Genomic DNA, 24,692 nt, shown 5'->3' on the forward strand with positions numbered 1-24,692 from the left:
TCCGGGAGGACATAAATATAAACACAAAAAATCCTCCCAAATATTTGGAAGGATTAGTCTGTAAAAAATCGTGCATCAAAAAGCCTGCTGTAAACAGACCTTTGCCAAATATATAAAAATTGGGCAGACTAATCCTATTTTTTAATCATCGTCCTATACGCAGTGACGGAAAAAATAAGATTAGTTTCTCACTGTCCACCCACATTCCCTTCTGTTTAAGTTGAGATTATTATAACATTTTACCATAAAAATAAACAGTCCATTTTGCCAGGTTCATCGTTTATCCAACTTGAAATAAACCGAGGTGCCCAACACCACTTTTATTTCCGCCGCTTCTCATGCATAAACTTCAACCATTTTTTTAATTGGTGATTACAGATTAAGTAACTGGTAATGGCGATGACAGTAATACCGGCTGATATTTGCCAAATGAAAGGATTTGCGGAATGGAGACCGACTCCTATTCCTGCCAATCCAAAAAGAGTTAAGAGAAATAATTGCTTTTTATAATTTTCATATATAGTAAACTGAAAGAGTCTTCTTTGTTCAATCTCCTTGATTCGTTCGAATTTTTGAGGAGCATGTAAGAATTCACTGACAGTATGGAAAAGCCGAAAGACTGGCTGTGATTGAAGCCAATTCCAAATAAACGACCAGCCGCTATTTCCTTGTTTCTTTATCCATTCCATGAATACTGGTTTACCAATTTCTAACAGGTTTTCGTCTGGGGCCAGATGGCTAATGATTCCTTCAATTGCTACGAAAGAACGGCCTAAAAAAATAAATCTTGTTGGAACCTGGATCGGCAATGCTTTAATCATATCATTCATTTCCATCTTTAAGGCGATGAGATCCATTTCTTTTAATTGAGCCGGCTGGAAGGTGATCAATTCGGCCAGCAGCGGCTCGATTGTTCCAGGATCCGCTTCGGGAAGCAAAAACCCTAAATGAATCAAACAATCAACCGCTTTAGAATAATTTTTAGATAGGAAACTTTCAATTAATGCCTGAAAATGAGTCGAATCTTTTTTAGTAATTTCTCCAATCATCCCAAAATCAAGCAGGATAATTTTCCCTTCCTTGGATACCAATAAATTTCCCGAATGGGGATCGGCATGAAACATACCGGGTTCAAGCCATTGTGGAATAAAAGTTTTTAGCAGACGTTGAGCCAGCTCCTGCCGATTGACGCCTAATCGGTCAATCGCTTCAAGCTCGGTAACTCGTACCCCTTCCACCCATTCCATTACCAGCACATTCGCTGTACTATGTTCAGAAATAACTGAAGGAATCTTCACAAAATCAATCGTTTTAAACCGATCCTTGAAATAAAGGATCGTATCATGTTCCTTTTTATAGTCAAGTTCCCGTTCTATGACTTGTTTTAGCTCATTATATAAAACTCTGAAATTAATAAATCCCTTTGGCATCGGTACCAAATGATCAGCAAACCAAACTATTATCTTTAATATTCGGAAATCCGTTTGGACAATCGAATTAATCTGGGGTCGTTTTACCTTAATCGCAACTTCTGATCCATCTTTCAGTACCCCTTTATATACTTCTCCAATGGAGGCGGAGGCAACGGCCTTTTTTTCTATCGAAAGGAAGTTTTGCTGATAAGAATCTCCCCACTCCCTTTGAAAAATTTCATGAATTTGGCTCCAGTCGGAAGGAGGTACCTTATCAGTCAAATCTTCAATTTGGCGAATAAAGGCCGCTGGCAGCAAATCGGCACGGGTACTAAGGATTTGGCCAATTTTGATTAACAAACCTTCTAATTCAAACAACGTTTTACGAAACCGTTCGCCTATTTGTCCCCAAAGCTTTTCCCAGTCAGCTTCGGATTTTCTTCTCACTTTATACCAATAGATTTGCAGGAAGATCATGAAAGCCATAGAAAGCACTTTATACATTCGTAAAAGCTTATTTTTTCTGTTCATTTGAAATGTCCTCACCTTATACTAATTGCAACGCTTATCCGCAGTTATCTATTAATTCCATAACGATATCAGCAAATCCTTCTAACAAATAGAAAACTCGCCGTTTGGCGAGCCTTTAGGGCGAAGACAATGTTTAATTACTCTGTTGCGTATTGATTTTTAGTGTACAGCACCCGCTTTTCTGCGTATGTGAGACTGATCGGAGTTGTCTTTTCTGAGTCAAAAATGCCGGCAGCCCATCGCACATTCGGGATATCAGGCACCGTAAGAAACTTCATTATGCAAGGTAGGCTTCGCGTACTTCTTCATTCGTCAAGAGATCATGGCCGTTTCCTTTGAGTTTGATTTCTCCTGTTTGAATGACATAGCCGCGGTTAGCGATTTGCAGAGCTTGGTAAGCGTTTTGTTCCACGAGCAGGATGGTAATCCCCCTCTGATTTAATTCCTTGATGATGTCAAAAATTTGCTCGACGACCATCGGTGCCAGACCCATGGAAGGCTCGTCTAACATCAATAAATCCGGTTTCATCATCAGCGCTCTGGCGATGGCGAGCATTTGCTGCTCCCCGCCGCTCATCGTGCCGCCCTTTTGGTCCAGCCGGTCCTTTAGCTTCGGAAAATATTGGAATGCCTGCTCCATTCTTTCCTCGATAACTTGTTTACTTTTGACCGAGAACGCTCCCATTAATAGATTTTCCTTGACGGTTAACCGAGGAAAAATCCTTCTCCCTTCCGGAACATGGGCGATTCCCAACAAGGTTGTTTCGTGTGCTGGTTTATTGGTAATTTCCGTTCCATTATACATGATGTTTCCTGTTTTAACTTTCGCTAATCCGCTGATCGATTTTAAGGTCGTCGATTTTCCCGCGCCATTGCTGCCAATCAGGGTGACAATTTCGCCTTTTTCAACTGAAACATCAATTCCTTTTAATGCTTGAATCCCGCCATAAAAGGTTTCAACCTTATTTAATTGGAGCATCGAATCCCCCCTGTCTATATAGAGTAGTCTCTAGTATTCAAAAAGCTGGTTGGTTACTGAAGCTTCTTTCCTTTAAAAAAAGGGATCCATCTAACCTTTTCATTTCAAACTTATCCGGCATGAACAGCCCCGGAGCCGAGGTACGCCTCAATCACTTTTGGATTATTTCGGATCTCTTCAGGCTTTCCTTCAGCAATTTTCACCCCATGATCGAGGACAAAAATCTGTTCGGAAATTTCCATGACGAGCCGCATATCATGCTCAATCAAAATGATCGTTAAATTGAACTCCTCCCGCATGTTTCGTATCAGCTGGGTAAGCTCGGTCGTTTCCTTCGGATTCATGCCTGCTGCTGGTTCATCCAATAATAAAACCTTTGGTTCGGCCGCCAGCGCCCTGGCGATCTCCAGTCTTCTTTGCGCCCCGTAGCTTAAATTGCAAGCCTTTTCATTTAGAAAATCCTCTAGGCCAACATATTCCAGCAATTGATACGCCTTGATTTCTGAATCCAGTTCTTCCTTGCGGGTCGTCGGGAGATTGAACAAAATTCCAAAAAGGCCGGCTTTTAAATGGGTATGCATCCCAACCATCACGTTTTCCAGCACGGTCATTTCATTAAACAAACGGATATTTTGAAACGTCCTAGCAATCCCTTTTCGACAAACGATATGCGGCTTTAAGCCGTTTAATTTTTCACTTTCCAACAAAATTTCCCCTGACGTCGGCTGGTAGACGCCGGTAATCATATTAAAAAAAGTAGTTTTTCCGGCACCATTTGGTCCGATGACCGCAGTAATCGAGTTTTTTTCCACGGTCATGGATATATCTTGAGTGGCTACCAGACCACCAAATTTCTTCGTTAAATTTTTCACTTCCAAAATCGACATCCCTACACCTCCTGAGCGTTCTCGATTGGAGATTGTTCGCGCAGCGAATCACCGTTGGCCTCCTTGCTGCCTTTTTGTAATAATTTTTGGTCATATTTACGGTTTTTGGCGGGCAACAGACCTTGCGGGCGGTAAAGTGCGAATAAGATTAGCAGCAGCCCAAAAATCATCCGTTGCATCTTCGATGGAGACAACGCATCCGGAATCGAAATCGCCCCTGACGTGCTAAGCTGATTTAACCAATTGGTAATCTCCGTTAATACTTGCAGGTTGAGAATCGTCATTACAGCAGCTCCAAGAATAACTCCGGGAACACTGCCCATCCCGCCTAGGATGACCATGACCAGAATCGTAATCGACTCCAGTAAGGTAAAGCTTGTCGGATCGACAAATGCTTGCTTGGCCGCAAAAACGACACCCATCATCCCCGAGAAGGAGGCACCAATCGCAAACGCCATTAATTTCGTCTTCACCAGGGGGACGCCCATTGCTTGAGCGGCTATTTCGTTTTCCCTTACCGCTTTCCACGATCGGCCTATTTTTGAATGTTCAAAGCGGCGAACCGTGAAAATAGTAAATACTAAGATAATCAGGACAATGTAATAGAATTGACTTGGATAAAGAAAGTCGATTCCAAACAGGCTTGGCGGGGTAACCGAAGGAAGACCCATCGCTCCGTTTGTGATATTAACCGGACGGTCCAGGTTATTAAAAATGATCCGAATGATTTCCCCGAATCCCAAGGTAACGATGGCCAAATAATCGCCTTTTACCCTTAAAACGGGGATTCCCAGAAGGATGCCGAACAGGGCGGCAACAAAACAGCCGATTAAAATAAAGATCCAAAAGCTTTCTCCTGAAAGCGGATAATGCCCAAAAGGCATGAAATGATTCGCTTGGGCGGTCGCAAAAATCCCATAGGAGTAGGCCCCAACAGCAAAAAAGGCAATAAAGCCCAAATCAAGCAGGCCGGCCATTCCCACGACAACATTCAGTCCCAGCGCCATCGAAATGTAGATACCCACTAAAGTTGCCACTTCCATATAGGATTGATAACCATCCCCATTACTTGCAGTAAATGGCAGTAAAACTACCAGCACCACTCCGGCAATAAGCCATTTGGTAACGTTTTTAAAGCTAGTAAAATATAATAGTAAAAGTGAGGCTAATAGCAGCAGGAACGCTGTCACTGATTTTTGCGCCAAATATAAGCTGAGCGACGTGATTCCAATGTAAAGGAGAAGGAAGATTCCCTGCGCGAGTTTATTTTTTCGATAGTTTTGCCAAAGAGCTTTCATTCTCCTCACCTACACTTTCTCGGTTACCGGTTTGCCAAATAGGCCTTCCGGTTTAAATAACAGCACCAGAATTAAGATAATAAACGCAAATACATCCTTATATTCAGCTCCGAACACACCATGCGATAACAGGGTTAAATTGGCCGAGGCGAACATTTCTAGCAGTCCTAGCAAGAGTCCGCCGAACATCGCACCGCGAATATTGCCAATCCCCCCTAAAACCGCTGCGGTAAATGCTTTTAAGCCCAGAATAAAACCAATATAGGGGTCGATAGTTCCGTATTGTACGGCGAACAGCACTCCTGTAGCACCGCCAAGCGCTGAACCAACAAAGAAAGTGATTGAAATGACCTTATTGACATTGATCGTCATCAATGCAGCGGTATCACGATCCTGAGCAACTGCGCGCATCGCCATTCCCCACTTCGTACGATTAACGAAGAAGTCAAGACCGATCATCATCAAAACGGCAGCGATCAGAACAATGACAAATGATTGCTTAATCGTCGCATCGGTAAAAATGGAACTAATCGATGAAGCTTTAATCGAAAGCTGACTATTAAAAAGACTTGGACCAGTTACAATGTAATTTCCTTTTTTCAATTCAGCAATAAAGCGGACAATATCCTGTAATAAAAACGAAACCCCAATCGCTGTAATCAATGGAATTAACCGCGGCATGTTGCGCAAGGGCCGGTATGCTACCCTTTCAATCCCCATTCCTAACAGGCCTGTTAAAATAGCGGTAAATAATAGAACAACAATTAGCATGATAATTGTCGGTACCGAGGAGACCCAGCCAATTCCTGTCAAAACGATTAACATCGCTGTGCCAATAAAGGCACCCGTCATAAAAATTTCCCCATGGGCAAAATTAATTAATTCCAAAATCCCATATACCATCGTGTATCCGATTGCGATAACGGCATAGACCGCTCCCAGAGTAAGACCGTCGATCAATACCTGCGGGATATTTTGGATCATTTCAGTAAGCATGGCTAACCCCCTTGTCCTCATTTTTCATAGAAGAAAAGGGTACCTCACACACAAGTGTGCGTCATACCCTTTCCACCTTATTTACTCACTTCGCCAACTAATTCCGCTGGATATTTGGCCTCTTTAAAGCTGTAAATAAATACCTTTGCATAATTATTGTCGCCATTTTCATCAAAGCTTACCTTTGTTAAGACACCTTGATAATCTTTCACACCACGAACGGCATCCCTTACTTGGGCCCGCGACGGCATTTTATTGTTATTGGCTTTAATAGCGTCCTCAATCCCCTTTAAGACGACGCCCATCGTATCATAGCCATAAACCGAATAGGATTCTGTATTTTTGTTGAATTTTGCCTTATAGCTTTCGATAAACTTCTTACCTTCCTCTGATTTCGATGAATCCCCTGCCAGTGAAGTAATATACGTATCCTTTACGGCCTCGCCGGCAATTTCAACCAGTGTCGAAGCATCCATTCCATCACCGCCGAGGATTGGAACCTTGATCCCTTTTTCTCGAGCCTGCTTAATAATCAGCCCACCCTCGGCATAAATACCGCCAAAATAGACTAAATCCGGCTTTTTCGAAGCAACCTGGTTCAGCACACCGTTGAAATCTTTTTCACCGACGGTAATTCCTTCAAAACCGAGAATCTCCGCACCTTTTGATTCAGCCGCTTTCTTGAAGGCTTCCGCCAGACCGGTTCCATAGGCCGTTTTATCTTGGATAATAAAGATTTTCTTTGCCTTTAAGGTATTAACGGCGAATTCAGCACCTGCTGGGCCTTGGAAGTCATCGCGGGCCACAATCCGATTGACGGTTTTTAATCCTCTTGTCGTGACTTCGACCGCGGAGTTGGCCGGTGACACCATCGGAATCGCATATTTTTCATAAACTTCGGAGGATGGGATGGCAACTCCCGAGTTAAAGTGGCCCACTACCGCCAAAATCGCTTTATCGGCGCCGATTAACTGAGCATTGGCAACGCCTTTCTTCGGGTCGCTTTGGTCATCATACGGGACCAGCTGTAAATCAAATCCCAAATCCTTAAACTTTTGTTTTTCTTCGTCTAATTTCATTTGTGCACCAAGCTTAATGGCCTCCCCAATGGTGGCACTTCCACCAGATAGCGGGGTTTGTGTGGCAATCTTAATCACCTTTCCGCCTGATTTTCCCTCATTTCCATCAGACTTGGAACTACTGCATCCGGCTAGAAAAATACTCGCCGCCAAGCCCCCTGATAACAATATCGCTAAAGACTTTTTCCACTTCAACTTGACATCTCCCCTTTTCTCGTAAAATCCTTGTCCCAATACATGTATATTGAATAGGCAATAAAATTAGGACAAAATATTCATTTCACGATTTTTTTGTATAAAAAAATCGTGCCTGACAGCAACCATTACAAATCTCTGATTGAATTGTTATGATCTTACCAACACTAGTGCTAAATATGAAACCAGATGAAGGATTGTCCGTATAATAATGAAATAATGTTGAAGGAGTCGAATCGTTTTGCCAACAACAGAATCGGTGGAATTTTTAAATCAGGAATTAGAGAAAATTGAAAAATGGGAAAAGGATCAAAAAGGCCTGTGGTTCTGGGAAAAAATTGGGCGACTTCCCTTTGCCTTGCTCGATAAGCTGACACCAAAGTTTATTCAAGCCAAAATTGGAATGGCCATCGATGAACTTGGGAGTTATATCCAAACAGGCGGTCAATATTTAATCAGCGAAAAAGCAGTCTTTCAGAAATTCAACCTTGAAAACGAAATAATAAGCCTCGAACAGGTCGGTCAGCTGCCACTCAGCCAAATGGATGAAGTCGCAGAAGAACTAAAAAATTCACGAACAAAATTTGCCGCTGTTCAAGGGGCTACTACCGGATTCGGCGGGATTTTCACATTAGCCATTGATATTCCTGTTCTACTCAGCCTGTCCCTTAAAGTTTTACAGGAAATCGCTTTATCCTACGGTTATGATCCGAAGGAAAAAGCGGAACGCATCTTCATTGTCAAATGCCTGCAATTTGCTTCTTCGGATGTTGTCGGGAAAAAAGCCATACTAGAGGATTTAACTGATTTTGCTTCAGAGAAAAAGAATCAACGAATGATTTCACAGCTGCAGGGATGGCGCGAGGTTGTCATAACCTATCGCGATAATTTCGGCTGGAAAAAGTTATTTCAGCTTGTTCCGATTGCTGGGATGATTTTTGGCTCTATTATCAATAAATCGTCGATTGCCGATGTTGCTGAGACCGGGATGATGTTGTATCGAAAACGGAGGATATTGGAGCGGCTTCAGCAAATGAAAAAACCGGGTGAGGTGTAGGTTGTAGGTTAGCCGATACCTGACAGTTAAACTTCAGTATCCGCCAATGAGCTATGGTACAGGCACCCCAACATCAATGATCTGGTGGTGCCCGCACCTACCTCCATTAATTGTGGAAATTCGTTCCATCCGTTACATTTTTAACAATTCCTGCACGGATGACAAAATCACTAAAGTGTTCCCCATTGAGACGTTCTTTTGCGTAGCGGGACAACAATACCCGCAATTCCTTTAAAATTTCCGCTTCCCCGATATTTTCACGATACATTTTATTCAAGCGGCTGCCATCAAACGCACCACCGAGATACATATTATATTTTCCGACAGCCTTCCCCATAAAAGCAATCTCCGCAAGAGCTGGACGGGCACAGCCGTTTGGACAGCCGGTCATGCGAATCGTGATTTCTTCTTCGCGCAGACCATTTTCATCAAGAATTTCTTCAATCTTATCGATTAAACTCGGTAAATAGCGCTGGCTTTCCGCCATGGCCAAGCCACAGGTTGGCAATGCCACACAAGCCAGCGAATTGCGGCGCAATGCAGAATGATACCGGCCATCGGTTAACCTGTATTCGTCCAGTAGCGCGCTAATCTGTTCTTTATTTTCACTTGGGACATTGGCAATGATCAAGTTTTGATTTGCCGTTAAGCGGAAGTCACCTGTATGAACCTTGGCAATTTCCCGCAGGCCGGTCTTTAGTTTGTAATGGGCAAAATCCTTCACGCGGCCATTTTCCACAAATAAAGTAAAATGCCAATTTCCATTAACCCCTTCCACCCAGCCATACCGGTCGCCATTGTGTTCAAAATGATATGGTTTCGCTTCGTCCAGCTTCCATCCGAGGCGGTTTTCCAATTCGGCTTTTACCACATCAAGCCCTAGACGGTCAATCGTATATTTAAACCGTGCGTTTTTCCGAACCGAACGGTTGCCGTAATCACGCTGAATCGTAATCGTCTTTTCCGCCACCTCGACCATTTTTTCCGGCGGGCAAAAACCAATCACCTTCGCCACTTGAGGATAGGTCGTCTTGTCACCATATGTGAAGCCCATGCCGCCGCCAATGGCAATGTTGAAACCAGTCAACTTGCCATTTTCCACGATGGCAATGAAGCCAAGATCCTGGGAAAAAACATCAATATCATTTGATGGCGGCACGGCAATGCCAATCTTGAACTTGCGAGGTAAATAAAGCGGACCGTAAATCGGTTCAACCTCCTCCACATCAGGCGTGCCGGCGACTTTTTCCTCATCCAGCCAGATTTCATGATAGGCTCTGGTCTGCGGCAATAAATATTCACTTAATGTTTTGGCGTATTCATATACCGCGGAGTGGATTTCCGACTGGTATGGATTAGGATTGCACATGACGTTTCGATTGACATCGCCGCAGGCTGCCAGCGTGTTAAGCAGCGTTTTATTTATTTCCTGGATCGTTGTCTTCATATTCCATTTTAGAATTCCATGCATTTGGAAGGATTGCCGGGTGGTCAGTTTTAATGCCCCGTGGGCATATCTTTCGGCCAGATCCTCCAAAACCAGCCATTGTTCGGATGTAACGACACCGCCCGGAGCCCGGACACGCAGCATGAAGCCATAGGCAGGCTCAAGTTTTTGCTTTTGCCGCTCGTTTCGAAGATCGCGGTTATCTTGGAGATAACTGCCGTGGAACTTCATCAGGCGGTTATCATCTTCATTGATGCCGGCACTGAGGCGATCCTGCATCGACTCTTTCAGTGTGCCGCGCAAATAAACGCTTTCTTCCTTGATGCGTTCCACATCGCTCGGCGGACCGTCCGGTGCTGCTAAAATTGGCTTTAAAACCATGTTGAAAAGACCCCTTTCAAAATTTTTGCGACTGTAAATCTTTTTTTCTATTAATATACATCCCGCTGATAGCGTTTCTGCTGCTGCAGATTGGCTACGTATTCCTCCGCCTGCTCACGTGTCAGGCCTGCTTCTTGTTCAATAATCTCCAGCAATGTTAGATGAACGTCGTGAGCCATGTTTTTCTCAGCGCCGCAAACGTAAAAATAAGCGCCTTCTTCCAGCCATTGGAACAATTCTTTCCCATGTTCGAGCATGCGATGTTGTACGTACACCTTTTCTTCCTGATCTCTTGAAAAAGCAACATCCATCCTCGTCAGGACACCCTGTTTCAGCCATTTTTGCCACTCCGTCTGGTAAAGAAAGTCCGTCGTGAAATGCTGATCGCCAAAGAACAGCCAGGATTTTCCGTATGCACCGAGTTCTTCCCGCTCCTGCATAAAGGACCGGAATGGTGCGACGCCAGTTCCTGGACCAACCATGATAATCGGACTATCCGGATTTTGTGGCAGCTTAAAGTTTTCATTATGCTGAATGAAAACTGGAATCGTATCCCCTGCCTGCAGACGCTCGGCCGCAAAGATGGAACATACCCCGTTTCGCTTGCGCCCATTTGCTTTAAAGCGCACGGCACCAATCGTGACATGCACTTCATCGGGGTTCGCTGTTAAACTGCTGGCAATGGAATAGAGCCGGGCCGGAATTTTTCGGAGCACGGAAATAAACTCTTGTGCTGAGGTACCCCATGGACCAAAATCGCGGATCAGGTCTAGTAAATCCCGGCCCTTTATATATTCTCTAACTTTTTCCGCTTGACCCGGTGCCAAAAGCCTTTGTAGTTTCTCATTGCTTGAAAGCTTGTTGATCTTTTCCAGCAGCGGTTTGGTTAAAATGGTAATTTCATAGAATGAAAGCAAGGCATTCTCCAATGGGCGGACATCCCCCGGCTTCACTGTCACGGGTTCTTCCGGTTTCCACGGCAGCTCATGGAGAAGCAGATCCACAAGTGCAGGATCATTTTCCGGATAAATGCCCAAACTGTCGCCTGGTTCAAAGGTTAATCCAGAGCCCTCCAGCGATATTTCCAAATGGCGGGTTTCCTTGTTGGAGCCTCTTCCATTCAGATTGATATTTTCTAAAATTTCCGCTTTAAAAGGATTGGATCTTGAATAGACGGATTCCGCCTGCTGCTGTGAGGCAGCCGGCGATACGCTGGAAGATTGAGTTTGGGACGATTCAATTAAACTTCCTATTACCCCCTGTAGCCATTCAGCTGCTGGTTCTTCATAATCAACATCACAATCAAAGCGCGGATACAGCCGGGTTCCCCCCAGTTCTTCTAACCGTTTGTCAAAATCCTTTCCCGTTTGACAGAAAAATTCATAAGAACTGTCGCCAAGCGCCAAAACAGAAAAGTGGAGTTCGGCAAGTTTGGGTGCTCGTTTACTATGGATCAATTCATGGAATGTCAGCGCATTATCCGGCGGATCTCCTTCCCCATGCGTGCTGACAATGATGAGCAGGTTTCGCACTTTTTTTAGTTGATTGGGTTTAAAATCACTCATCGCTGATACAGCTGCTTGAAATCCGTTTGCCTCGAGTGCCTTTTCCACATTTTTTGCCAGGCCGCGCGCATTTCCCGACTGTGAACCGTACAAAATCGTGACTTCCTTTGACGCTGCTTGTTTGGCAAGCTGCGGTTGGACTGCTTCCTGCATCGAATTTCCCGGAATGAACGCCGGCTGAATGCCCGCCGCCAAATAACCGCTTAACCACATTCTTTGTGAATCGGTTAATGTTGGCAGCAAACGATTAAGGAGCTCTGCCTGCTCCGAAGAAAACGGACTGTTTAATACTTGCAGTTGCTGCAAAGAAATCCACCTCACATTTGATCTAATTTTTTCCTTCCCTTAAGACGGCTTGGGACACTCTAAAACCAGCAGCCCGTTCCACAACCACATCTTCAATTACTCGATGATGGCACAACGGTTCTGTGACAAGGATTTGTCTGCCTTGTTTTACCCGTTTTTGCACCTCAAGGTTTACCTCTGCACTTAGGAGACCGGGAAATAATAAATAAGGAACAACCATAACAGTGCCGGCGGCTTTTTCCAAAATGGTATCGAGGCCTTTCTGCAGACATGGCTGGGCGGCAGCTAAATAACAAACAGAAACAGCTTTTATCCCAAGCCGCTCTCTAAGGCCTTCACGTATTTTGGAAAAATCAGCCTGAATTCCCGGGTCGCTACTGCCCCTACCGACCAGCAACAAGCGGTCTGTCGGCCTTAAGTTTCCTGCGCTCGTCCGAACTAGCTCGGCCACAGCATCCAAAATTCTCCCCTGGATGCCAAAAGGATTCATTACTTCGACGTGAACAAAAGGGTACCTTTCACATAATGATGCCAAGGCGAGCGGAATATCTTGTTTAATATGACCTGCTGCCAATAAAAACAACGGCACAACGGTCATTTCACTCGCACCCTTTTCCACACATCGTCTAAATCCCTCTTCTATCGACGGTTCGGTCAATTCCAGGAAACTGATTTCCTGAATTGGCGCATCCAACCGTTTGATGACTCTTTCCAAAAAGGCTGTTATTTCCTGAACCCCTGTTTTCGAGCGAGTTCCATGGCCAATATAAAGAATCGCTTTCATTTAAAAAGTCCCTTTCCGTTCTTGACTGCGAAGATTCACTCACTGGAATCATTTTATCTGCTGTTTTTCATACTATATCTGCAATTTTGCGAGGAATATCTGCAGAATTAGTCTTCATATCTGCAAATTTAGCCATATATCTGCAAAGCCTTATTTTCTTCCTCAAACCAGTTTAATTTTTCGTTTAAAGTGACGACTTCGCCGATGACAATCATGCTCGGGTTTGTAATCTTTGCCTCCCGCACCAGCACCTCAATCGTTTCCAACGTTCCAACTACGGTGCGCTGGCCGCGTAATGTTCCCCAGTGAATCAAGGCAATCGGTGTTTGCGGTGCCTTTCCATATTGGATCAATTTATTTACAACTGTGGAAAGATGGGTAACCCCCATATACACACAAATCGTATCAACTGCGTTGGCGAGGTGTGACCACTGGTGTTCCGCTGCTTCATCACCGGCCTGGTGTCCGGTAATAAAGGCAAAGCTCTTGCTCAATGTCCGGTGTGTGACCGGTATCCCGGCATAGGCGGAAGCGGCAATTCCTGCGGTAATGCCTGGAACGATTTCAAACGGAACATCGTGCCGAAAGCATTCCTCCGCCTCCTCGCCGCCGCGCCCGAAGACAAAAGGATCTCCCCCTTTGAGCCGGACGACCTGATAACCCTTTTTCGCATACTTCACCAAAAAGCGGCTGATCGTCTCCTGCTTCATCGTATGGTAATGCGGCAGCTTGCCACAGTACACAAGCTGCACCCCTTCCCTGGCATGCTTCAATAACTCCGGATTGACCAACCTGTCATAAAGGATGACATCGGCCTGCTGGATACAGCGCAAGCCTTTTACGGTGATCAAGTCCGGATCCCCCGGACCCGCCCCTACTAAATAAACCTTTCCAGCCATCGCCAGCTCTCCTCCTTTTCTATGAAAAAACTAAATAATGTTTTTCCGATAAAGATAGGCAAAAATTTGTTCCACCGCTTTTTCCACGGACAAAAGGTCGGTATGAATAGTAATTTCCGGCTGTACCGGTGGTTCGTAAGGAGAGTCGATTCCGGTAAAATCCTTAATTTCACCGCGCCGCGCCTTGGCATACAATTGCTTTGGATCACGGCGCTCACATTCTGCCAGTGGACAATCAACGAAAACCTCGATAAAATCCCCTTCTTCGAACAATGCCCGCACCTGGTCACGGTCAGAGCGGAACGGGGATATGAAGGCAGTTGCTACAATCATACCGCTGTCAACAAACAGCTTTGCAACTTCGCCAACTCTCCTTATATTTTCCGTACGGTCGGCCTCAGAAAAGCCGAGGTCACGATTCAACCCATGGCGGATATTATCGCCATCGAGGACATATTCATTCATTCCCCTGCGGTATAACTCAGCTGAAACAGCGTTGGCCAATGTTGATTTCCCTGAACCGGAAAGGCCGGTAAACCAAAGCACGCAGCTCCCGTGGCCATTTTGCAGCTGCCGATCCTGTTTAGTAACGGCCGCTTTGTGCCAGACAATATTTGTTGCTTTGCCCATTGTTCTTCCCCCTTACACCGTTTGAGTCTGTTTCAAGCCTTCAATCAGCACTTCCACGACCTCTTTGCGGCTAAACGTCGGCGGCGGCAGCTCACCTGCACGCAGCATTTCCCTCACCTTGGTTCCGGAAAGGATCACCCGGTTTTCCTTGCCGTGCGGACACGTCTTGTCCGAGGCCATTCCCTCGCATTTGGTGCAATAAAAACTGTGTTCAAAGAACAATGGCTTGATGCCCAGTTCCTCTATGGAAAATTCATGGAAAATCAATTGGGCGTCATACGATCCATAATAATTGCCAACGCCGGCATGATCGCGGCCGACAATAAAATGGGTGCAGCCATAATTTTTCCGAGCGATGGCGTGAAAAATCGCTTCCCGCGGCCCGGCATAACGCATCGCGGCCGGATGCACCCCAAGCTGGACGCGATCGGCAGGATAATAGTTTTCCAGTAACACTTCATAGCTTTTCAGCCGGACATCGGCCGGAATGTCATCGGACTTTGTTTCCCCGACAAGCGGATTGACGAACAAGCCGTCAACCGTTTCCAGCGCCGCCTTTTGAATGTATTCATGGGCCCGGTGGATCGGGTTGCGGGTTTGAAAACCGACGACGGTCCTCCAGCCTTTTTCTGCAAACAATGCCCGCGTTTCCTTCGGTTCGAACCAGACATCGCTAAATACTCCCTTTTCTGGTTTCTTGACGAGCGTGACATCCCCCGCGACGTAAACCGGGCCTCGTTCAAACAGGCGTTTGACTCCCGGGTGGGCCAGTTCCTTCGTTTTATAAACTTGCAGCGCTTCTTTTTCCAAATCCGGTTCATACCATTGTGATACTTTAATGACGCCATATACTTCGTTTTGAAAAAGTAATTTGATTTCTTCGCCGATGTTCAAGGCGGCAGCCGTTTCATGGGAAACCGGCAAGGTGACCGGGATCGACCAGATGGTATCATCGGCAAGCCTCATCCGATCCACCACCGATTCATAATCGATTTTTCCGAGAAATCCGGTAAGCGGACTGAACACGCCTACAGCAATCAACTCCAAATCACTTAAAGCAATTGCATCAATTTCCAGTTCTTTTTCGATTTTGCTGTAATCAAAGTTCGAATTATACGCGTTAATAAGTGTCCCTCCATGTGGTTTTGGCAAAAAAGACATGATGATCAAACCTTTCTAAAAAAATATTAAAGTTATCGGCGAATTGGAGGCAGTTATCGGCGATTCGATGCCTTTTATCAGCGAGTCCAGCGGATTTATCGGCGATTCGAACTCTTTTATCGGCGAACCGTGGCTTCGCTAGTTTTCAAAAAAGCTCTTCTTTCACATGTTTTGTCCGTTTTATCAAGGACAGCACACCGAAAACGGAAATCAGTACCCCGGTCATCGCCACAACCGGGTAAGCATTGTGTTCTATCACCAGTTGAATGAAAAGGTATGACAGCACCATTGATAAAACTGGCGACACGAGCCAGACTGTCAGCAGCTGGATGACGATGTCTTTTTTCAACACGCTTTTACCGTGCTTGGCAAAGCCGATTCCGATAATCGATGATGTGGTGATTTGCGTCAGCGGGACGGGGATGCCAAAAATCGAGGCGATGGTCACGATGCTTGCGCCTGTTCCCGAGATCACACACCCTTCCTCAAGCTTAAGGGCGGTAATTTTTTTACCATTTGTCTCCAGGACGCGCCGTCCCAGCAGCATCACGCCGATGGCCACGAACAGCCCGCCCCAGAAAATGCCATTATCTTTGGAGAGAATTCCTGCTCCAACTAGGGGTCCGACGGCATTAGCGACATTGTTCATGCCCGCGGAAAATGCTTCAAACAGCCCCATCAGGACAACTAGTAACGTTAGGACTGGTACCGCTTTGGGAATGGAAACCAACCGGCGAACCAATCTGCTTTTTATCAGATAAGAAGCGACAATCGCAATTAAAAACGCGGTCAATGGTGTCAGCAGCCAGAACAACATAATCCACAGCAGGTTCTCCACATAAACAGACTGGTAAACGATGCCGGCACCAACGACCGCACCGACGGCCACCTCACTCGTTGAGAGCGGAATGCCGAAAATATTCGCCAAAAATAACGCCAATGCCGCAGCGGTCAGTACAATCAAGGCGATTGAAACCGTAAATGTGCTTGTTGGGACGATGCCGCTGCCGATGGTCTTGACCACCTCCCCGCCGCCAAACCAGGCGCCAAGGAAAACAGCAATACTGCAAAGCAATAAAGCGAGGCCTTTTTTGATGGCACCGGAGCCATAGGCAATTCCCATTGAAGCCGCTGCACCGCTTCCACCAATATTTGACGCGAAAAATAATCCAATTATAACAGCGATAATCGAAAGCATTATCATCTCCCCCCTTAGCGGCTGTGCAGGCCACACTCCGTTTTACTCATGCCAGCCCAGCGTCCTGCCCGTGAATTTCCATCCTCGAGAACCGGCCGGGTACAAGGAAAACAGCCAATGCTTGGATATTTTTCGTCATGCAGTTGGTTATAAGGGAGATCCCTGTTCCGGATATAGGACCAGACATCATCCCATGTCCAATGAATTAACGGACAAATCTTGATATTTTTAAATTTTTCATCCTTATTGATAAATTCTGTATTTGCTCTAGTCGCTGATTGTTCACGGCGCAGCCCGGAAATCCATGCTTGTTTCGTTGTCAGCGTTTCTCTTAACGGAATCACCTTGCGAAGTTCACAGCATTTATTCGGGTCCCTTTTCCACAATGCCGACCCGAATTGCGCCATCTGTTCCTCAAGCGTTAAGGCGGGCTGTTTTCGCTCGATTCTTAACAGCGGAAAGCGGGCTTCGATTTTGTCGATGACTTCATATGTTTCAAGGAAATGCAGGCTGGTATCCAGAAACACGATCCGGGCATCAGGTCTTATTTGTTGGATCAAATCAATTAAGACCATTGCCTCTGCCCCGAAACTGGAGGCGTAAACAATTTCATTTTCCGAATAGGTGCTGTAAGCCCATTGCAAAACGAAAAGCGCTCCTTTTGTTTCATTATCATAAGGAAAAGTACTCGAAATTTGCTGCCAATTGTCATACGTTACGGTCATTGTCATCGCGGTAAACCTCCTTCATTTTGGGAATGACTGCCTTCTTCAATAAAAAAAGGCAGTCTCCCACGTTTATTCACATGGAGACCGCCTCTAGTCTGTCTAGTCAGCGATTTTTATTCGATTGAAGACGAACCTTTTCATTTTTTTCAATTTGTACAATCTTTCCATCCTGAACAACCAAAGTGATAGACCCAAATTTTAAAGATTCCAGCAATTTCTCTAAATGCGCCAAAAGTTCTTCTTTATTTTCTAATGTCAGTGGATTCGCCCCCTTTTCATGAAACATTTTAATAGGATTGGTTTTTGATAACATTATCCCATTTTGTGGATTCTCAAATAAGAAGGTATGGGATGAAATTAATCCTACCATACCTATAGGTTTTCTTCAATTATAAAATGAACAATTTTTCAAAAAAATGCAAATTAACTAAAGAAAATAGCCAGAAAAAGACAGGGCTCTACGCTGTCTTTTTCTGGCTACCCTTCCGATAATAGGACGTCCATTTGCTGCAACATCTCCTTTTGAGCTTGCAGATTGGAGCGAAATTGGTCATCCAATATTTCGTTTAACCATTTATTTTTTTGTTCTGCCGAAACATTTGCCTTTTTAATCTTACTTCTGCAACATGATAGGAATGCCAAATAGGTTTCCCATGACTCGTCAAACTGCAATTCTAACTCATGTTTCAATTTGCGGGCCAGCTTTGGGCTCGCACCGTTTGTGGTGATGGCAATTTGCAGCTGCCCCCGCTGAACGGCTGCTGGAAAGGTTACATTTCCTTCCTCCGCATTATCGACGACACAAACGAGCTGCTTTCGTGAAAGCACTGATGCAAATTTTCGATTGGTTTCCCTGTCGCTTGTGGCCAAGATCACAAGAAAGGCTGTTTCAAAGTCGGCAAGATTTGCCTTGCGCTCAATGAGCTGATACCCTTTTTCCGCGGCCAGATCAAGCGCTTCATCGCAAAAGCTAGGGGCGATAAACGTGATCTTCGGCATATCGGCCTTCAAAGCCTTTGCCTTGCGGACGGCCATTTTTCCCCCGCCGGCGATGACCACGTTTTTCCCGGTTAAACTAATAAACAATGGCTGCACACCAACACCACCATTTAATCGGCAAACTCTTATAGGTCATTGTCATGTAAATCCTCCTCACCCTTATGTTGAATCCATTTTATCATTTTTCCCAAAAATAGCGTTCTATTTTTGCGAACGGCAAGAAAAAGTTGCTATAATCAACCTAAATCATAAGGTTGCAAGGTGGGTATATGGGAAAAAGATATGAAAATTTAGATGCAGTTAGGAGCAATAAGTCATTTAAGGATATGCTGCGCTGGAATAAAGAAAGACGCAGGAAAATGAAGGATTTGACCACGCAGATTGAACAATCCCCGGTAAAAAAAGTGGCAGAGCTGCAGCAAAACAGAACCCGGACATCCTATACGTGGATTGGTCATTCCACGTTCCTTATTCAAATGAACGGACTGAATATTTTAACCGACCCGGTATGGGCCAAACGGATGGGTTTTGATAAGCGCTCAACGGAACCGGGAATTGCTCTCGAGGATTTGCCGGAAATGGATGTGGTGGTAATTTCACACGGTCACTACGACCATTTGGATTTTCCGACGCTAAAACGGCTAAAAGGAAATCCGCACTATTTTGTTCCCGCTGGGTTAAAACGGCTATTTACGAGAAAGGGCTATCGACAGGTTACGGAAATGAACTGGTGGGACAGCGTTGACCATAAAGGCGTAACGATTCATTTTGTGCCGGCGCAGCATTGGACGCGGAGAAGTCTTACTGATATGAATACCTCTCATTGGGGCGGGTTTGTTTTCCAAACAGCTGAGAAAACCTATTATTTTGTCGGTGATACCGGTTATTTCTCGGGATTCAATCAAATTGCTGAGCGGTTCGCGATTGATACCGTGTTTATGCCGATTGGAGCGTACGAACCGGAGTGGTTTATGGCGCCTGCGCACATCTCGCCGGAGGATAGCGTAAAAGCATTTCTGGAGTTGGGTGCAAAACAATTCGTACCCATGCATTACGGCGCCTACCGGCTGGCGGATGACACTGGACCCGAAGCCTTAGAACGGCTGCTCCATGCGTGGGAGCAGCAGCATCTGCCGCAGGAGCAGTTAAAGGTCCTGCTTATCGGAGAAACCATTTTTGAAGGCGGTGCCTGACACCGCCCTAATTTTCCCTGATTACTGGCCATTGGCGCGCCATTTTGGGTCACTCTGCGAATATGGTTGTTATGAAAATGATCCCCCCGTGCTGCTTTCCTATTACCTACACTAACACTTTTTGTGTAGATGACGGTAATTATTTCCGTTACAATAAGGTCAGGCAAGCGAAAAAAGTGGTGAAACCAATGTTTAAACTATTTTTAATTGAAGACGATACAACCCTATTTCATGAGATTAAAGAGCGGTTAACCAGCTGGTCCTATGATGTTTACGGGGTCAATGATTTTAGTCAGGTTTTTCAAGAATTTACTGCCATCAAACCTGATTTGGTTATCATTGATATCCAGCTGCCGAAATTTGACGGGTTTCATTGGTGCCGGATGATTCGGACCCATTCCAATGTGCCGATTCTTTTCCTGTCATCGCGGGATCATCCGTCTGATATGGTGATGTCGATGCAGCTTGGCGCCGATGATTTCATTCAAAAGCCCTTTCACTTTGACGTCCTGATTGCGAAAATTCAAGCAATCCTCCGCCGTGTTTATAATTACAATACCGAACAAATTGAGCTTAAAACGTGGTGCGGCGCGGCGGTTGATTATCAAAAAAATACCATCAGCAATGAGGCTGGCACCATTGAATTGACCAAGAATGAAATGGTTATTTTAAGACAGCTGATTGAACAAAAAAATAAAATTGTCAGCCGTGATGCATTAATCAAAAGCTTATGGGATGATGAGCGGTTTGTCAGCGATAATACGCTTACCGTTAATGTAAACCGCTTGCGAAAGAAACTCGAGGAGCTGCAGCTAGGACGATTCATCGAAACTAAAGTTGGCCAAGGTTATATCGCTGTTGAAGAGGAACAGTCGTTATGATCAAAAAATTTTTGCTTGAGCGAAGAAGCTGGATCGTTTTGTTTATCCTGCTTCAGCTATTAACGATATTTATCAGTTATTTAGATGCCGCGATCCCGTTCACTCCCCTTCTCTATATCGTGTTTTTGGAGTCGATTATTTTTAGCCTATTTTTAGTCTATCGTTACCAGAAGGAAACGAAATTTTTTAAAAGTTTGACAGAGTGGGAGCATGATCTCGATCTCTCGATGATTGCCGAGGCCGGATCTCCGTTTGAAAAAATCATTGAGAACAGTGTCATCCGTCAAACCGAGCGGCTGCGCCAAGAGCTGGCGCAAAATCAACTGGCAGTAGAACAGGAAAAAGATGAGCTGATGTCCTGGATCCATGAAGTGAAAACACCGCTTTCCGCCCTTTCCTTGATGATTAACGATATTGACGATGAACAGCTGAAGGCAAAATTAAACTTTGAGTGGCTGCGAATTCATCATTTGCTCGATCAGCAGCTGCATCAAAAACGTATTCCCTTTATGGAGAATGATTTATTCATTGAGCCAGTCGACTTAAAGGCGCTGATTTTTCGAGAAATTAAAGCGTTACAATCCTGGTGCATGCAAAAAAGCATCGGCTTTGAGATCGATTTAGCGGTGACGAAAGTACTTTCGGACGGCAAATGGCTGGCGTTTATTATCAGGCAGTTATTAACGAACGCTGTGAAATATAGTGAAAAAGCAGACATTCACATCAAAAGCAGCGAGCATAATGGCCAAGCAGTTCTGATCATTCAAGATTTTGGCCGCGGCATTGACCCGAAGGATCTGCCGCGAATATTTGCTAAAGGGTTCACTTCCACAACCGTACATCAGGACAATGCCGCCACCGGAATGGGCTTATACTTGGCGAAAAATGCCGCCAAACCGTTATTAATTGATATCCATGTCGATTCCAAACTAGGGGAAGGTTCAACATTCAGCCTGACATTTCCCAAACAAAATGATTTTATACATATTACTGGCATGTGACAAAAATGTCACATGCCTTTATGATTTGTTCGTCCAATCGAAGGCATTCAGGTTGCACCAGCTTTTATAATGAAGCTAGTAAAACAAAATAAGGAGTGTGTCGAAAATGACGATACTAGAAGCGGCAAAAATATATAAATATTATGGCAGTAAATTGAATAAGCAAGAGGTCATAAAAGGACTTGACCTCAGTATTGAAAAAGGAGAATTTGTCAGTATCATGGGAGCATCCGGTTCAGGCAAAACCACCTTACTCAATGTCCTCTCCTCCATTGATAAGGCCAGCCAGGGATCGATCAAGATTGAAGGAAACGAAATTACCCGGATGAAAGAAAAACAGCTGGCCGAATTTCGCAAACGTCACTTGGGGTTTATTTTTCAAGAATATAATCTTCTGGATACGTTAACGGTTAAAGAAAATATTCTTTTGCCCTTGACGGTCTCGAAAACGCCCAAAAGAGAGGCCGAGGAGAAATTCGCCGAAGTGGCTCAAGAATTAGGAATTTATGATGTCAAGGATAAATATCCCAATGAAATTTCTGGCGGACAAAAACAACGGACATCAGCAGCACGGGCCTTTGTGCATGCACCAAGTATTATTTTTGCCGATGAGCCTACGGGCGCGCTCGATTCCAAATCGGCCTCCGATTTACTGAACAAATTAAGTCAATTAAATCGAAAGCTGCAAGCGACAATTGTGATGGTCACTCATGATCCTGTTGCTGCCAGTTACAGCAGCCGAGTCATTTTTATTAAAGATGGGCAGATCTATACCCAGTTAAATAAAGGGGAAGAGTCTCGCCAAGCATTCTTCAAAGATGTGATGAGAACCCAAGCAGTTTTAGGCGGTGTGCAATATGAGCATGAATAAACTGATTCTACGCAATTTAAAAAAGAATATAAAAAACTATTATCTCTATGTGTTTGCGCTCATCTTTAGTGTGTCGCTATATTTCGCCTTTGTCACCCTGCAATATGACCCTTCGTTTGACGATGTGGAAGGGTCGATCAAAGGAGCGGCGGCAATTCGAACGGCTTCGATTTTGCTTGTGGCGATTGTTTCCATCTTCCTACTCTATGCCAACACAATTTTTATTAAACGGCGCGGCAAGGAAATTGGCTTGTTTCAATTAGTGGGGATGACCAAAAATAAGATTTTCCGGATCCTAAGTGTGGAAAATTTTATTCTCTACTTTAGCTCCTTACTGATCGGAGTCTTCATCGGCTTTTCCGTTTCCAAGTTAATCATCATGGTTCTGTTTAAAGTCACCCATATTGAGGCCATTGCCAAACTGCATTTTTCCGCACAGGCGCTGATTCAAACACTGATTGTCTTTGCGGCGATTTATTTAATGATCATGCTGATGAACTATCTATTTATCAAAAAGCAAAGTATTTTAGCGTTATTCCGGGTTATTTCTTCGACTGAATCCCGGGTAAAGAAAATGTCCATTTGGGAAATCATCATCGGGGCTCTCGGTTTGATTATGATTGCTTCCGGATACTATGTATCATCTAAATTGTTCAGTGGCGATTTTACCACGATTAATGAGCTGTTTATGGCAATGACCTTTATTCTTGCCTCGGTGATCATCGGCACCTATTTGTTTTATAAAGGCTCGGTCAGCTTTATTTTTAATCTCATTCGCAAAAAGAAAAACGGATATTTGAATATTAACGAAGTTTTATCGCTTTCCGCTATTATGTTCCGGATGAAATCAAATGCCCTGCTTTTAACGATTATTACAACTGTTTCGGCATTGGCCATCGGCTTATTATCACTCAGCTATATCTCCTACTATTCGGCGGACAAAGCTGCTGAAAATAACGTCGCCGGTGATTTTTCCTTCACCAGTGCCAAAGATGCCGCCAAATTCACAAAAGCATTAACGGCCGCTGACATATCGTTCCAGGAAAGAAAAATCGATGTGATTCAGATCGAGGCCAATCTCAAGAACATTTTAGGAAAAAATTTGCAGGAATTAAACTTTGATCCAGCGAAAACGGCGATCCCGGTGATAAGCGAACAGGCGGTTAAAAATATCAATGTGGCACCAGAAGAAACCGTCTTTACCGGTTATAGTGACTTGCTACAAAAATTTATGAAATTTGAAGATAGCGGAAGGATGGAATTAAAAGGAAAAACAACGGTATTCCCGCTTTCCTATCTGGGATTAAGAAAGGAATTTGTCATTGACAGTTTCTTCACCAACGGTGGCATGCCAACTGCCATCGTCGACAAGTCCGTTTTCGAGCAGCTGCGGAAAGATATAGATCCGAAGATTCAAAAAGAATTCTCTTTGTTTATTGGAATTGACTTAAAAAATGAGGACCAAATGGAAAAAGCCAATACTATTTTCAAAAAAATAAACTTTAATCGCAACGATTTGGCAGAATCCCGGCTGGAAATCAGCAACAACCAGAAGCAAACGTTTGGACTGGTTATGTTTATTGTCGGCTTCTTGGGATTGACGTTCTTAGTTACTTCAGGTTGTATTCTCTATTTTAAACAAATGGGTGAAAGTGAAGAGGAAAAGCCGCATTACACGATCCTCCGCAAACTCGGCTTTACCAGGGGAGATTTGGCAAAAGGGATTCGTGGCAAGCAGCTGTTTAGTTTCGGTATTCCGTTGGTCGTTGGGTTATCCCACAGCTATTTTGCTGTTCAATCCGGCTGGTTCCTGTTTGGAACCGAGGTTTGGACCCCGATGTTTATCGTGATGGCCATTTATGCAGCACTATATTCGATCTTCGGCTTCCTTTCTGTGCTGTATTATAAAAAAGTAATCAAAGAAGCACTATGACTTCGTTTATAATAAGGCCCTATTAGCAGAGCTTGAGCCGCTGATGGGGCCTTTTTTAAGTAGCGGATCCAGTTAATTCCAGTGTTTGTAAAATCAGAGCCCGTTTTTGAAAAATTAAGCACCAAATTTGTAAAAAAGCAGCTCAACTTTGTAAAATTAATTTTTGGCACAAAGCTGTGATCCAGTTTATTCCAACCTTTGTAAAATCAGAATCCGTTTTTGAAAAATTAAGCACCAAATTTGTAAAAATGCGGCTTAATTTTGCAAAAAAACCTCATTTA

The 24,692-nt window shown here is 44.3% G+C and carries 22 protein-coding genes; 6 read left to right on the forward strand and 16 right to left on the reverse strand.

Annotated features, from left to right (window positions below; all coding sequences use genetic code 11):
* Nucleotides 1–320: 320 nt before the first annotated feature.
* From RCG24_RS06240 to RCG24_RS06265, 6 genes are all read right to left on the reverse strand, one after another.
* Nucleotides 321–1,943, reverse strand: coding sequence for an ABC1 kinase family protein (locus RCG24_RS06240; protein WP_308078635.1), 1,623 nt, complete (start codon nt 1,941–1,943; stop codon nt 321–323).
* 277 nt (nt 1,944–2,220) lie between these two features.
* Nucleotides 2,221–2,922 carry an ABC transporter ATP-binding protein gene (locus RCG24_RS06245; protein ID WP_308078636.1) on the reverse strand — a complete coding sequence of 234 codons (702 nt, stop codon included), beginning with the start codon at nt 2,920–2,922 and terminating at the stop codon, nt 2,221–2,223.
* Nucleotides 2,923–3,032: 110 nt separating this feature from the next.
* Nucleotides 3,033–3,809: an ABC transporter ATP-binding protein gene (locus RCG24_RS06250; RefSeq protein ID WP_308078637.1), complete on the reverse strand. Its 777-nt coding sequence runs from the start codon at nt 3,807–3,809 to the stop codon at nt 3,033–3,035.
* A gap of 2 nt (nt 3,810–3,811) precedes the next feature.
* On the reverse strand, nt 3,812–5,107 hold the full coding sequence (locus RCG24_RS06255; RefSeq protein WP_308078638.1) for a branched-chain amino acid ABC transporter permease: 1,296 nt from the start codon (nt 5,105–5,107) through the stop codon (nt 3,812–3,814).
* A 9-nt stretch (nt 5,108–5,116) separates the two neighbouring features.
* The gene (locus tag RCG24_RS06260; protein WP_202654237.1) at nt 5,117–6,103 is read right to left on the reverse strand and encodes a branched-chain amino acid ABC transporter permease; all 987 of its coding nucleotides are present in this window, start codon (nt 6,101–6,103) and stop codon (nt 5,117–5,119) included.
* A 77-nt stretch (nt 6,104–6,180) separates the two neighbouring features.
* Nucleotides 6,181–7,377: a branched-chain amino acid ABC transporter substrate-binding protein gene (locus RCG24_RS06265; protein ID WP_308078639.1), complete on the reverse strand. Its 1,197-nt coding sequence runs from the start codon at nt 7,375–7,377 to the stop codon at nt 6,181–6,183.
* A 241-nt stretch (nt 7,378–7,618) separates the two neighbouring features.
* Here RCG24_RS06265 and RCG24_RS06270 point away from each other — a divergent pair, with 241 nt between their 5' ends.
* Nucleotides 7,619–8,434, forward strand: a complete 816-nt coding sequence (locus RCG24_RS06270) for an EcsC family protein (RefSeq protein ID WP_308078640.1) — start codon at nt 7,619–7,621, stop codon at nt 8,432–8,434.
* Between the two features lie 106 nt (nt 8,435–8,540).
* On the opposite strand, the gene cysI is transcribed toward RCG24_RS06270, so the two are convergent.
* The 10 genes from cysI to RCG24_RS06320 form a co-directional block, all read right to left on the reverse strand.
* Nucleotides 8,541–10,262: an assimilatory sulfite reductase (NADPH) hemoprotein subunit gene (gene cysI / locus RCG24_RS06275; protein WP_308078641.1), complete on the reverse strand. Its 1,722-nt coding sequence runs from the start codon at nt 10,260–10,262 to the stop codon at nt 8,541–8,543.
* A gap of 50 nt (nt 10,263–10,312) precedes the next feature.
* Nucleotides 10,313–12,133 carry an assimilatory sulfite reductase (NADPH) flavoprotein subunit gene (locus tag RCG24_RS06280; RefSeq protein ID WP_374049128.1) on the reverse strand — a complete coding sequence of 607 codons (1,821 nt, stop codon included), beginning with the start codon at nt 12,131–12,133 and terminating at the stop codon, nt 10,313–10,315.
* A 22-nt stretch (nt 12,134–12,155) separates the two neighbouring features.
* Nucleotides 12,156–12,917: a sirohydrochlorin chelatase gene (locus RCG24_RS06285; protein ID WP_308078642.1), complete on the reverse strand. Its 762-nt coding sequence runs from the start codon at nt 12,915–12,917 to the stop codon at nt 12,156–12,158.
* 128 nt (nt 12,918–13,045) lie between these two features.
* The gene (gene cobA / locus RCG24_RS06290; RefSeq protein WP_308078643.1) at nt 13,046–13,816 is read right to left on the reverse strand and encodes a uroporphyrinogen-III C-methyltransferase; all 771 of its coding nucleotides are present in this window, start codon (nt 13,814–13,816) and stop codon (nt 13,046–13,048) included.
* Nucleotides 13,817–13,846: 30 nt separating this feature from the next.
* Nucleotides 13,847–14,446 (reverse strand): adenylyl-sulfate kinase, encoded by a 600-nt coding sequence (cysC, locus tag RCG24_RS06295; protein WP_308078644.1) that lies wholly within the window; start codon nt 14,444–14,446, stop codon nt 13,847–13,849.
* A gap of 12 nt (nt 14,447–14,458) precedes the next feature.
* The gene (gene sat, locus RCG24_RS06300) at nt 14,459–15,607 is read right to left on the reverse strand and encodes a sulfate adenylyltransferase (RefSeq protein WP_308079125.1); all 1,149 of its coding nucleotides are present in this window, start codon (nt 15,605–15,607) and stop codon (nt 14,459–14,461) included.
* Between the two features lie 145 nt (nt 15,608–15,752).
* Nucleotides 15,753–16,805, reverse strand: coding sequence for a sulfate permease (locus RCG24_RS06305; RefSeq protein ID WP_308078645.1), 1,053 nt, complete (start codon nt 16,803–16,805; stop codon nt 15,753–15,755).
* A 14-nt stretch (nt 16,806–16,819) separates the two neighbouring features.
* Nucleotides 16,820–17,536, reverse strand: a complete 717-nt coding sequence (locus RCG24_RS06310) for a phosphoadenylyl-sulfate reductase (protein WP_308078646.1) — start codon at nt 17,534–17,536, stop codon at nt 16,820–16,822.
* A gap of 100 nt (nt 17,537–17,636) precedes the next feature.
* Nucleotides 17,637–17,819: a YezD family protein gene (locus tag RCG24_RS06315; RefSeq protein WP_202654356.1), complete on the reverse strand. Its 183-nt coding sequence runs from the start codon at nt 17,817–17,819 to the stop codon at nt 17,637–17,639.
* Nucleotides 17,820–18,010: 191 nt separating this feature from the next.
* On the reverse strand, nt 18,011–18,628 hold the full coding sequence (locus RCG24_RS06320; RefSeq protein WP_308078647.1) for a precorrin-2 dehydrogenase/sirohydrochlorin ferrochelatase family protein: 618 nt from the start codon (nt 18,626–18,628) through the stop codon (nt 18,011–18,013).
* A gap of 173 nt (nt 18,629–18,801) precedes the next feature.
* Between RCG24_RS06320 and RCG24_RS06325 the strand changes: the two genes are divergently transcribed.
* From RCG24_RS06325 to RCG24_RS06345, 5 genes are all read left to right on the forward strand, one after another.
* Complete coding sequence (locus RCG24_RS06325; protein WP_308078648.1) at nt 18,802–19,725, forward strand: MBL fold metallo-hydrolase; 924 nt, start codon at nt 18,802–18,804, stop codon at nt 19,723–19,725.
* A 188-nt stretch (nt 19,726–19,913) separates the two neighbouring features.
* Entirely contained in the window at nt 19,914–20,606 is a 693-nt protein-coding gene (locus tag RCG24_RS06330; RefSeq protein ID WP_308078649.1) for a response regulator transcription factor, read from the forward strand.
* Complete coding sequence (locus tag RCG24_RS06335; RefSeq protein WP_308078650.1) at nt 20,603–21,607, forward strand: sensor histidine kinase; 1,005 nt, start codon at nt 20,603–20,605, stop codon at nt 21,605–21,607. The genes RCG24_RS06330 and RCG24_RS06335 overlap by 4 nt, the downstream gene beginning before the upstream one ends.
* Before the next feature lie 106 nt (nt 21,608–21,713).
* Nucleotides 21,714–22,478, forward strand: a complete 765-nt coding sequence (locus RCG24_RS06340; RefSeq protein ID WP_308078651.1) for an ABC transporter ATP-binding protein — start codon at nt 21,714–21,716, stop codon at nt 22,476–22,478.
* The gene (locus RCG24_RS06345; RefSeq protein ID WP_308078652.1) at nt 22,465–24,411 is read left to right on the forward strand and encodes an ABC transporter permease; all 1,947 of its coding nucleotides are present in this window, start codon (nt 22,465–22,467) and stop codon (nt 24,409–24,411) included. Before RCG24_RS06340 ends, RCG24_RS06345 begins: the two co-directional genes overlap by 14 nt.
* Nucleotides 24,412–24,692: the final 281 nt, after the last annotated feature.

The sequence above is a fragment of the Neobacillus sp. OS1-32 genome (assembly GCF_030915425.1).
GTDB classification, from domain to species: Bacteria; Bacillota; Bacilli; order Bacillales; family Cytobacillaceae; genus Neobacillus; species Neobacillus paridis.